General features: G+C 60.8%; 9 protein-coding genes. 8 read left to right on the plus strand and 1 reads right to left on the minus strand.

Annotated features, from left to right (window positions below; all coding sequences use genetic code 11):
- Positions 1–165: 165 nt before the first annotated feature.
- A complete protein-coding gene (gene dalD, locus DK391_RS15345) occupies positions 166–1563 on the minus strand; it encodes a D-arabinitol 4-dehydrogenase (protein WP_109478819.1) in 1398 nt (465 codons plus the stop codon).
- A 554-nt stretch (positions 1564–2117) separates the two neighbouring features.
- On the opposite strand from dalD, the gene DK391_RS15350 reads away from it, so the two are divergent.
- The 8 genes from DK391_RS15350 to DK391_RS15385 all read left to right on the plus strand — a co-directional run.
- Positions 2118–3152 (plus strand): AraC family transcriptional regulator, encoded by a 1035-nt coding sequence (locus DK391_RS15350; protein ID WP_109478835.1) that lies wholly within the window; start codon positions 2118–2120, stop codon positions 3150–3152.
- 90 nt (positions 3153–3242) lie between these two features.
- Positions 3243–4181 carry a substrate-binding domain-containing protein gene (locus DK391_RS15355; RefSeq protein ID WP_109478820.1) on the plus strand — a complete coding sequence of 313 codons (939 nt, stop codon included), beginning with the start codon at positions 3243–3245 and terminating at the stop codon, positions 4179–4181.
- Between the two features lie 75 nt (positions 4182–4256).
- A complete protein-coding gene (locus tag DK391_RS15360; RefSeq protein WP_109478821.1) occupies positions 4257–5792 on the plus strand; it encodes a sugar ABC transporter ATP-binding protein in 1536 nt (511 codons plus the stop codon).
- Positions 5779–6780 (plus strand): ABC transporter permease, encoded by a 1002-nt coding sequence (locus DK391_RS15365; protein ID WP_109478822.1) that lies wholly within the window; start codon positions 5779–5781, stop codon positions 6778–6780. Before DK391_RS15360 ends, DK391_RS15365 begins: the two co-directional genes overlap by 14 nt.
- Before the next feature lie 39 nt (positions 6781–6819).
- Positions 6820–7908, plus strand: coding sequence for an alcohol dehydrogenase catalytic domain-containing protein (locus DK391_RS15370; RefSeq protein ID WP_109478823.1), 1089 nt, complete (start codon positions 6820–6822; stop codon positions 7906–7908).
- A 50-nt stretch (positions 7909–7958) separates the two neighbouring features.
- Positions 7959–9503 (plus strand): FGGY-family carbohydrate kinase, encoded by a 1545-nt coding sequence (locus DK391_RS15375; protein ID WP_109478824.1) that lies wholly within the window; start codon positions 7959–7961, stop codon positions 9501–9503.
- Positions 9500–10237, plus strand: a complete 738-nt coding sequence (locus DK391_RS15380; RefSeq protein ID WP_109478825.1) for an SDR family oxidoreductase — start codon at positions 9500–9502, stop codon at positions 10235–10237. Before DK391_RS15375 ends, DK391_RS15380 begins: the two co-directional genes overlap by 4 nt.
- A 188-nt stretch (positions 10238–10425) precedes the next feature.
- Positions 10426–10716: transposase (locus DK391_RS15385; RefSeq protein ID WP_162600811.1), on the plus strand; the 291-nt coding region annotated here is incomplete at its 3' end.

Here is a 10716-nt window from a genome sequence, read left to right on the forward strand (position 1 = left end):
CACCGGTAGGAGATGCGCTACTTTAGCCGCATGCCGCTTGCGATGCCATGCGCAAAAGACCTGACGCAAGACATGCACCGGATACGACGATCAAGGGAAAGGCCGCGCGTGGTTCGTCGCCATGCGCGGCCTCGATAAAACGCAGAAGACAGCGTGTCTGCGCGCCTACGCGTTGCGTTTGGCGAGCCACGCATCGACGCGGCCAAGCGCCGCGCGCACGACCTTGTCGAGCGATGCCGTGCCTGCCATGCTGCCCCACAGCAGCTTGTCGGCGCAGAACGCCTGCACCGGGTCAGCCGCGCTGAAGAAGCCGCGCGCGACGCCTTCATCCATCACGCCATCCTGATACGTGTACGGCAGCTTGCCCTGCTGCCAGCGGTCGAGAAAGCGGAAGAACAGCGCGGGCAGCATCGCCGTCGCGTCCGGCTCGACGTTACGCGCAAAGCACTCGGACAGCGTGGGTGCGATGAAGCCGGGAATCTTCGAGAAACCGTCGGCGGCGACGCGCTGGTTGGTGTCCTGGATATACGGATTGCCAAAGCGTTCGAGCACGACATCGCGATACTTCGCGAGATCGAGCGGGCTGGGCGTGAGGCACGGAATCACGTCTTGCGTCACGTAGTCGTACGCGTACTGGCGGATCTCGGCGTCGTGCGTGCCTTCGTGAATGTAGGTCAGGCCGACCAGCGTCCCCGCCCACGCGATACAGCTATGCGTCGCGTTGAGAATGCGGATCTTCGCCTCTTCATACGGCAGCACCGATTCGACCATCTCCGCGCCGACCTTTTCCCACCCAGGACGCCCGGCGATGAAGTGATCCTCGATCACCCACTGGATGAACGATTCGCCCATCACAGGGCAGGCATCGTCGAAGCCGGTCGCGGCCTTCACACGCTCGCGCACATCGGGTGTGGGACGCGGCGTGATGCGATCGACCATCGAGTTCGGACATGCCGTGTTCGCATCGAACCATGCGCGCAGTTCGCTCGCGCCACGTTTGTCCAGGAACTGCGTCATGCCTGCCCGGAAGCGGTCGCCGTTGCTGCGCAGGTTGTCGCAGGTCTGCAGCGTGACGGGTCCTGAATTGCGCTGCATGCGCGCTTCCAGAATGGCGGCGAGCGCGCCGTAGATCGTGGTGCGCGCGCCGTTCAGATCGGCGGCGAGATCGGGGTTGGAGGCATCGAGCCTGTCGTGTTCGTCGAGGTAATAGCCGCCTTCCGTGACCGTGAACGCGATGATCTTGCACGCAGGATCGGCGCCCGCTTCGACGAGTGCATCGAGGTTCGCCGACCACGGCACCACGCGTTCGATCGAGCGGATCGTTTCGTAGGCGCGCTCGCCTTGCGGCGTGACGGTTTCGAGCGTGTAGACGCCGTTCTGCGCGGCAAGCGCTTCGGCGACGGCATTCATGTCGCTGCGGATATTGCCCACGGTGAGCGACCAGTGCGGATCGTCGGGCTGGCGCGCTTCGTTGAGCCGGTGCAGATACCAGGCTTGATGCGCACGATGAAATGAGCCTGCGCCGATATGCAGGATCACCTGCTTGCTGGGGCCGCTGTTCATGTGTGTCTCCTTTATGCGCACGGTTTTTCGCGTGCGTTCCTTGGGATAAGTCTAGAAGGTGTCTCGCCGACGTTCGAAGAAATTTGGAGCATTTGCTCTCAATATGAACTAATGATCGTATTCGACTGATCGAAAGTCAAGGCGGAGCACACGGCTTTTTCGTGGCGCAGCGCGGTGGGACGGCGCTGTGCGGCACGCAAGCCGCGCGCGAAGCGATGCAGGACGGGACGTCGCAGGACTGTTGCATTGCATCAAATTTGACAGCGCAGAGGCCAGGACTAACCCGAATGCAAAAAAGTATCGGTCGGCGGTCTCATTTCTAGTGGCCGTCATTGCGCGGTGGGTCTAACTTTCGGTACACACAACAAGAGCAAATGAGCATGTCCGCTCGCGAGCCGCAGTGCCGCGCATGAGCAAAGAGACAGGAGGCAGACAGATGAAGGGCATCGTCACATCGACAGGCTGGTTGCACGCGCATCGACATGCGGTTGGGCATGGGCGTCGTGCAGACCGTGCGCATTCATCTGTTCAGGCCGCCGTTTCAGGAGACTGACGTGCAACCCGATCTCGAACTGGTCACCGTGCGCCGCGACGAGTCGTTCAAGGCGTGGTATCACGGCTTTCCGTACCGTACGGTGCGCTGGCACTTTCACCCTGAATTCGAAATCCATCTGATTGTCGCGACGACGGGCAAGATGTTCGTCGGCGATTACATCGGCAGTTTTGCGCCGGGCAATCTCGTGCTGATGGGTCCGAACCTGCCGCATAACTGGGTCAGCGAAGTGCCCGACGGCGTGACGATCGCGCAGCGGAACCTCGTCGTGCAGTTCGGCCAGGACTTCGTCGCGCATTGCACGGAGAGCTTTCCGGAATGGCGCACGCTCGAAGCGCTGCTCGCCGATTCCCGGCGCGGCGTGTCGTTCGGCCCGCAAACCAGCGCCCTGATCACGCCGCTCTTCATGGAGTTGCTCGACGCGCGCGGCCTGCGCCGCATCGTGCTGTTCCTGTCGATGATGGGAATCCTGCTGAATGCCAGCGACCGCGCACTGCTCGCCAGCCCCGCGTATCAGATCGATCCGACCAGCTATGCATCGACGCGCATCAATCACGTGCTGTCGTACATCGGTAAGAACCTGTCGTCGGAGTTGCGCGAATCGGATCTCGCGCAACTCGCGGGACAAAGCGTGAGCGCATTTTCGCGCTACTTCCGCCGGCATACGGGTCTGACCTTCGTGCAGTACGTGAACCGCATGCGCATCAATCTCGCGTGCCAGTTGCTGATGGACGATGACCTGAGCGTCACCGACATCTGCTACAAGGTCGGCTTCAACAACCTGTCGAACTTCAACCGGCAGTTCCTCACCGCGAAGGGCATGGCGCCGTCGAAGTTCCGCCGCTTCCAGCAACTGAACGACGCGAGCCGCGTCGCATCGGAAGCTGCGGCGGCGCTCGGCAGGGGCATTGCCAACGCGCCTTCCATCGTGCCTGCCGAGCAGGCCCGCCAACATCCGCGCGGTCATCCGGATTCCCAGCCTCGCGCCGCGCCCGCGGCGTATCCGCCTTTGGGTTCGCCGCTCGCGACGACCTAGAGCACACCAGCAAGTCCTGACGTTTCACCTGCTCATCGCGCCTCAACAGTGCGCGAGGGAAGCACTCATCCTCATAAACGGAGACAAGCCATGACGCACACCACTTCACTCACGTCGCGCCTGGGTGCCACGCTGACCTTCACCGCGCTGATGCTCGGCACGGCACTCGTTGCGCCCGCCGCGCAAGCCGCGCCGTTGAAGATCGGCATGACTTTCCAGGAACTGAACAATCCGTACTTCGTGACGATGCAACAGGCGCTGAACGACGCGGCTGCGTCGATCGGTGCGACCGTCGTCATCACCGACGCGCATCACGATGTAAGCAAGCAGGTGAGCGACGTCGAAGACATGCTGCAGAAGAAGATCGACATCCTGCTCGTGAATCCGACGGATTCGACGGGCATCCAGTCGGCCGTGGCATCGGCGAAGAAGGCGGGCGCCGTGGTCGTTGCCGTGGATGCGAACGCGAACGGTCCTGTCGATTCGTTCGTCGGCTCGAAGAATTTCGACGCCGGCCAGATGTCGTGCGAGTACCTCGCCAAAGCGATTGGCGGCAGCGGCGAAGAGGCGATTCTCGACGGCATTCCTGTCGTGCCGATTCTCGAGCGCGTGCGCGGCTGCAAGGCGGCGCGCGCGAAGTTCCCGAACGTGAAGATCGTCGATACGCAGAACGGCAAGCAGGCACGCGCGACGGCGCTGTCCGTCACCGAGAACATGATTCAGGCGCATCCGAACCTGAAGGGCATCTTCAGCGTGAACGACGGCGGCTCGATGGGCGCGTTGTCGGCGATCGAATCGTCGGGCAAGGATATCAAGCTGACGAGCGTCGATGGCGCACCGGAAGCGATCACGGCGATCCAGAAGCCGAATTCGAAGTTCATCGAAACGTCCGCGCAATTCCCGCGCGACCAGATTCGCCTTGCCATCGGTGTGGCGCTCGCGAAGAAGTGGGGCGCCAATGTGCCGAAGACGATTCCCGTCGACGTGAAACTGGTCGACAAGGACAACGCCAAGGGCTTCAGCTGGTAAGCGTTGCGTATGCGATGACGCAGACGACGCGCTGCGTCATTGCATGAAGCGAGCAGGAAGCGCAAAGGAAACGCGATGGACACGATTCTCAAACTCGACCACATCACGAAGAGCTTTCCCGGCGTGAAGGCGCTGCAGGGTATTCATCTCGAGATCGCGCGCGGCGAGATCCATGCACTGCTCGGCGAGAACGGCGCGGGCAAATCGACGTTGATGAAGATCCTGTGCGGCATCTATCAGCCCGACGACGGCACGATCGTGATCGACGGCGAAGCGCGGCACTTCACGAACTATCACGACGCAGTGGCGGCGGGCGTTGGCATCGTGTTTCAGGAATTCAGCCTGATTCCGTATCTGAACGCCGTCGAGAACATGTTTCTCGGACGCGAATTGCGCAGCCGCTTCGGCATGCTCGATCGCGCGACGATGCGGCGCGCGGCGGCGGAAATTTTCAAACGGCTCGGCGTGGCGATCGATCTTGCTGTGCCGATTCGCGAACTGTCGGTGGCGCAGCAGCAGTTCGTCGAAATCGGCAAGGCGTTGTCGCTGAACGCGCGCATTCTCATTCTCGATGAACCTACGGCGACGCTCACGCCCGCCGAAGCCGAGCATCTGTTCACGATCATGCGCGAGCTCAAGCAGCAAGGCGTCGCGATGATCTTTATCTCGCATCACCTCGAAGAAATTTTCGAAGTGTGCGACCGCATTACCGTGCTGCGCGACGGCCAGTATGTCGGCATGACGGATGTCGAGACGACGGACGTGAGCCGTCTTGTCGAGATGATGGTCGGGCGCAAGATCGAAAACAGCTTTCCGCCGAAGCCCGCATTGCCCGCCGATGCGAAGGCCGTGCTCGAAGTGAACGCCTTGCAGCTTCACAAGGACGGACCGACCAATCGATTCACGTTGCGCGAAGGCGAGATTCTCGGCTTCGCGGGACTGGTCGGCTCGGGCCGCACGGAAACAGCGCTCGCAGTGATCGGCGCGGATACTGCGCATGTGAAGGACATTCGCATTAACGGCGCCGTGGCAAATCTGTCCGATCCCGCCGACGCATTGAAATCCGGCATCGGCATTCTGCCCGAGAGCCGCAAGACGGAAGGGCTGATCACCTCGTTCTCGATCAAGCAGAACATTTCGATCAACAACCTCGGCAAGTACCGCACCGGCCGCTTCTTCATCGATCACCGCAGCGAGGCGAAGGCGACGGCCGACATCATGAAGCGCGTCGGCGTGAAGGCGCCGACGATGCACACGGAAGTCGCGACGCTCTCAGGCGGCAATCAGCAGAAGGTGGTGATTGCGCGCTGGCTGAACCATCACACCAACATCCTCATCTTCGATGAACCGACGCGCGGCATCGACGTGGGCGCAAAAGCGGAAATCTATCTGCTGATGCGCGAACTCACGGCGCGTGGCTACTCGATCATCATGATTTCGTCGGAACTGCCGGAGATCGTCGGCATGTGCGATCGCGTTGCAGTATTCCGGCAGGGACGCATCGAAGCGATGCTCGAAGGCGATCAGATCGAATCGAATGCCGTGATGACCTATGCAACGGCTGGTGCATCGGCTGCAACTCGTGGAGCAACCCAGCATGAACACGCCTAATACTTCTCCCAAGACCTCGACCGTGGCTTCCGATACGCCGGGTGCACCCTTTCGCATGAACTGGGCAAGCATCAAACGCTCGACCTTGTTCTATCCGTTTATCGGTCTGCTGGTCGTATGCATCGTGATGGTGTTCGCGAGCGACAGTTTTCTGTCGGCGGCGAATCTGGAAAACGTGCTGCGGCAGGTGTCGATCAACGCGATCATCGCCGTCGGCATGACGGCTGTGATCCTGACGGGCGGCATCGATCTTTCCGTTGGTTCGGTGATGGCGCTGTCGGGCACGCTGTCGGCGGGCTTGATGGTCGCCGGCCTAAATGGCGTCGCGGCGATCGTAATCGGTATTGCCGTTGGACTCGGTTTCGGCATTGCGAATGGCTTCTTCGTGGCGTTCGCGGGCATGCCGCCCATCATCGTCACGCTGGCGACGATGGGCATCGCACGCGGCCTCGCGCTGATCTACACGGGCGGCTATCCGATCGATGGCTTGCCCGACTGGGTCAGTTTCTTCGGCAGCGGCAAGGTGTTCGGTATTCAGGCGCCCGTGCTGATCATGCTGGTGATTTATGCCATCGCGTGGCTGCTGCTGGAGCGCATGCCGTTCGGACGCTACGTGTATGCGATCGGCGGCAACGAGCAGGCCACGCGTCTGTCCGGCGTGCGCGTCGCGCGCGTCAAGCTGATCGTCTACACGCTGGCGGGTTTGACGTCGTCGTTCGCGGCCCTCGTGCTGACGTCGCGCCTGATGAGCGGCCAGCCGAACGCGGGCGTCGGCTTCGAACTCGATGCCATCGCCGCCGTGGTGATGGGCGGCACGTCGATCTCAGGCGGGCGCGGTTCGATTGTCGGCACGTTGATTGGCGCGCTGCTGCTCGGCGTGCTGAACAACGGCCTCAACATGGTCGGCGTGAATCCGTATGTGCAGAACGTGATCAAGGGCGGAATCATTTTGCTCGCGATCTATATCAGCCGCGACCGCAAGAAATAACGCAGCTCACTTCTTTGACCTTTTCAGGCAGGCAATGCAATGACCACTCAGGACAACAGCACAAACATGACGGCGATCGTGTGTCACGCGCCGGAAGACTATCGTGTCGAACGCGTGACGAAGCCGCAGGCACGCGCGCATGAACTCGTGATTCGCATCGCCGCGTGCGGCATCTGCGCAAGCGACTGCAAATGCCATTCCGGCGCGAAGATGTTCTGGGGCGGACCGAGCCCCTGGGTCAAGGCACCCGTGATTCCGGGCCACGAGTTCTTTGGCTATGTCGAAGAAGTCGGCGAAGGCGCCGCAGAACATTTCGGCGTGGAGAAGGGCGATCGCGTGATCGCTGAACAGATCGTGCCTTGCGGCAAATGCCGCTATTGCAAATCGGGGCAATACTGGATGTGTGAAGTGCACAACATCTTCGGCTTCCAGCGCGAAGTCGCGGACGGCGGCATGGCCGAATACATGCGCATTCCGCCGACAGCCATCGTTCACAGGATTCCCGATGGCATTTCGCTGGAAGATGCCGCCATCATCGAGCCGCTCTCATGCGCGATTCACACCGTCAATCGCGGCGACGTACAACTCGACGATGTGGTCGTGATCGCGGGCGCGGGACCGCTCGGCCTGATGATGACGCAGGTCGCGCACCTGAAGACACCGAAGAAGCTGGTAGTGATCGATCTGGTCGACGAGCGGCTCGAACTGGCGCGCGAATACGGCGCCGACGTCACCATCAATCCGAAGAAGGAAGATGCGCTTGCCATCATCAAGTCATTGACGGACAACTACGGCTGCGACGTCTACATCGAAACGACGGGCGTGCCTGCCGGCGTGAATCAGGGCATGGACCTGATTCGCAAGCTCGGGCGTTTTGTCGAGTTTTCGGTGTTCGGCGCGGAGACTACAATGGACTGGTCGATCATCGGCGACCGCAAGGAACTCGACGTGCGCGGCGCGCACCTTGGCCCTTACTGTTATCCCGTTGCAATCGACCTGCTGGCACGCGGACTCGTCACATCGAAAGGCATCGTCACGCACGGCTTTTCTCTCGAAGAGTGGGACGAGGCGATCAAGGTCGCGAACTCGCTCGATTCGATCAAGGTGTTGATGAAGCCGGCCAGGTAGCCTGACAAAACGAACAGTGCGCGTCGTGGAGACGCGCACACGGAGACACTATGAATTACGTCATCGGCGTCGATATCGGCACGCAGAGCACGAAGGCCGTGCTCGTCGACCAGAACGGCGCAATCGTCGCGCAGCATTCGAGCAGCTACCACCCGGATACACCGAAGCCCTTGTGGGCCGAACAATGGCCGACCGTGTGGATGAAGGCAGTGATCGAATGCATATCGCGCTGCGTGGCGAAGGCACGTGAAGCGGGCGTCGCGTCGAATGCGATCAGATCGGTGTGCGTGAGCAGCCTGTATGGCGGCTCGGGCATTCCTGTCGATAGCGACATGAAGCCGCTGTATCCGTGCCTGATCTGGATGGACCGGCGCGCGACGGCGCAGGTCGACGCTGTGCGCGCGAACGTCGATCTCGAACGGCTCTATGCGATCACGGGCAATGGCGTTGACAGCTACTACGGCTACACGAAGATGCTATGGCTGCGCGACAACGAGCCGAACGTGTGGGCCAATACGCGCTATTTCCTGCCGCCGAACGCGTATGTGATCTATCTGCTGACGGGCGAAGTAGCCGTCGATCACAGTTCGGCGGGCAACATCGGCGGCGTGTACGACATTGCGAAGCGCGACTGGTCGGACGAAGCGCTCGACATGCTCGGCATTCCCGCAACGATGATGCCGGAGCATCTGGTCGAATCATCGGATGTAGTGGGCGGGTTGCTGTCGCAATGGACGGAGCAACTCGGACTCGACGCGGGCACGGCGATCGTGGCAGGCGGCGTGGATGCGGCGATGGCGACATATGCGGCGGGCGTCACGCGCGCGGGCCAGCACGTCGCGATGATCGGCACGAGCATGTGCTGGGGATACATCAACCAGAGCGTGGATGCACATCATGGCTTGATCAGCATGCCGCATGTGTTCAACGGGTTGAAGGATATTTATGTGTTCGGCGGTGCGATTACGGCGGGCGCGTCGGTGACGTGGTATCGCGAGCAGTTCTGTCATGCCGAGATCGAAGCGGCGAAGGCGATCGAGGGCGGCGATCCGCATCAACTGCTCGAAGAAGACGCTGCACAGATTCCGGCCGGTTCGGACGGCGTGATGTTCCTGCCGTATCTGATGGGCGAGCGTAGCCCTGTGTGGGATGCGAAGGCGAGCGGCGCATTCGTGGGCCTGAACCTGTATCACACGCGGGCGCATCTGTATCGCGCGGTGCTGGAGGGTGTGGCGTATGCGTTGCAGCACAACATCGTGGCGGGGCGCAAGGGTGCGAAATCGCTCGACGACAAGCTGATCGTAGTGGGTGGCGCAGCGCATTCGGACCTGTGGATGTCGATCATTGCGGACATTACCGGCTTTCCTGTCTACACGATCGAACAGGATGTGGAAGCGGCGATGGGTGCAGCGTTGCTTGCTGCTTATGGCACGAAGCTGATTTCGCAGGAAGCGGCGCGCGGCGGCTGGGTGACGCTGATCGAGCGCGCGAAGCCGGATGCTGAGAGGCAGGCGTTGTATGCGGAGCGTTTTGGCATCTATACGGATCTTTATCCGGCGTTGAAGCCGGTCATGCATCGGTTGCAAGCGAAATGAAGACAACCTTTGATTTTTCCGGACGCTCGGTGCTGGTGACGGGTGCATCGAGCGGGATTGGCCGTGTCACGGTGGAGATGTTGTGCGCGAGTGGCGCGCAGGTTGTAGCGGCGGCGCGGAATGTTGGTGAACTGGCTCGCCTTGCTGAGGAGACGGGCTGTGAGCCGCTCGTGCTCGATGTTGGTGATGAAGCGGCGATCGATGAGGCGGTTGGGTCGCTCGGTGTGTGCGATGGGCTTGTGAATTGTGCTGGGACTACCGTGCTCGAGCGGGCGATCGATACGACAGCGGCGAGCTTCGATAGCGTGATGAATGTGAATGCTCGCGGTGCGGCGCTGGTGGCGCGGCACGTTGCGCGGGCGATGATCGACGCGAAGCGCGCGGGGAGCATCGTGAATGTGTCTAGCCAGGCGTCGCTAGTCGGACTCGATGATCATTTGAGTTATTGCGCGTCCAAGGCGGCTATGGATGCTATTACGCGGGTTTTATGTGTTGAGTTGGGGGCTTATGGGATTCGGGTGAATAGTGTGAATCCGACTGTGACTCTGACGCCTATGGCTGTGAAGGCTTGGAGCGAGCCTTCCAAGCGTGATCCTGCCTTGCAGGCTATTCCGCTTAAGCGGTTCGCTGAACCGCGGGAAGTGGCTGAGCCGATTCTGTTTTTGCTCAGTGATGCAGCTTCGATGATTTCTGGTGTGGCTTTGCCGGTTGATGGTGGGTATACCGCTAGGTGATTTTTTGGTTTTGGTTTTGCTTTGGCTGGCGTCCGCGATTTGTTAGTGGTTTGCTAGTGTTGCCCCTGTGCGGGGCGGCACTTACTTTCTTTGCCGCCGCAAAGAAAGTAAGGGAATCTCTGCAAAAGTCCTGGCATTGACGCGAGCGTGCACTATCCTGGGATGAGGCGAATTCAAGGAGTGGCACGATGACACAACTCGGTCTTGGTCTGGATCTGTCAACGAAGCGCACGCGAAAGCGTGAATTTCTCGATGAGATGAACCGCGTTGTGCCGTGGCAAGAATTGATCGCACTCATCGAGCCGCACTACCCCAAAGGCAAGACCGGCCGCCCTCCGTTTCCAGTCGCAACGATGTTGCGCATTCACTTTATGCAACAGTGGTTCAGCCTCTCGGACCCGGCGATGGAGGAGGCGTTGCACGACATACCGCTGTACCGGGAGTTCGCGCTGCTGGGCACTGGCATGACGCGGCTACCT

Origin of the sequence: Paraburkholderia sp. C35, assembly GCF_003121405.1 — a bacterium.
Taxonomy (GTDB): domain Bacteria; phylum Pseudomonadota; class Gammaproteobacteria; order Burkholderiales; family Burkholderiaceae; genus Paraburkholderia.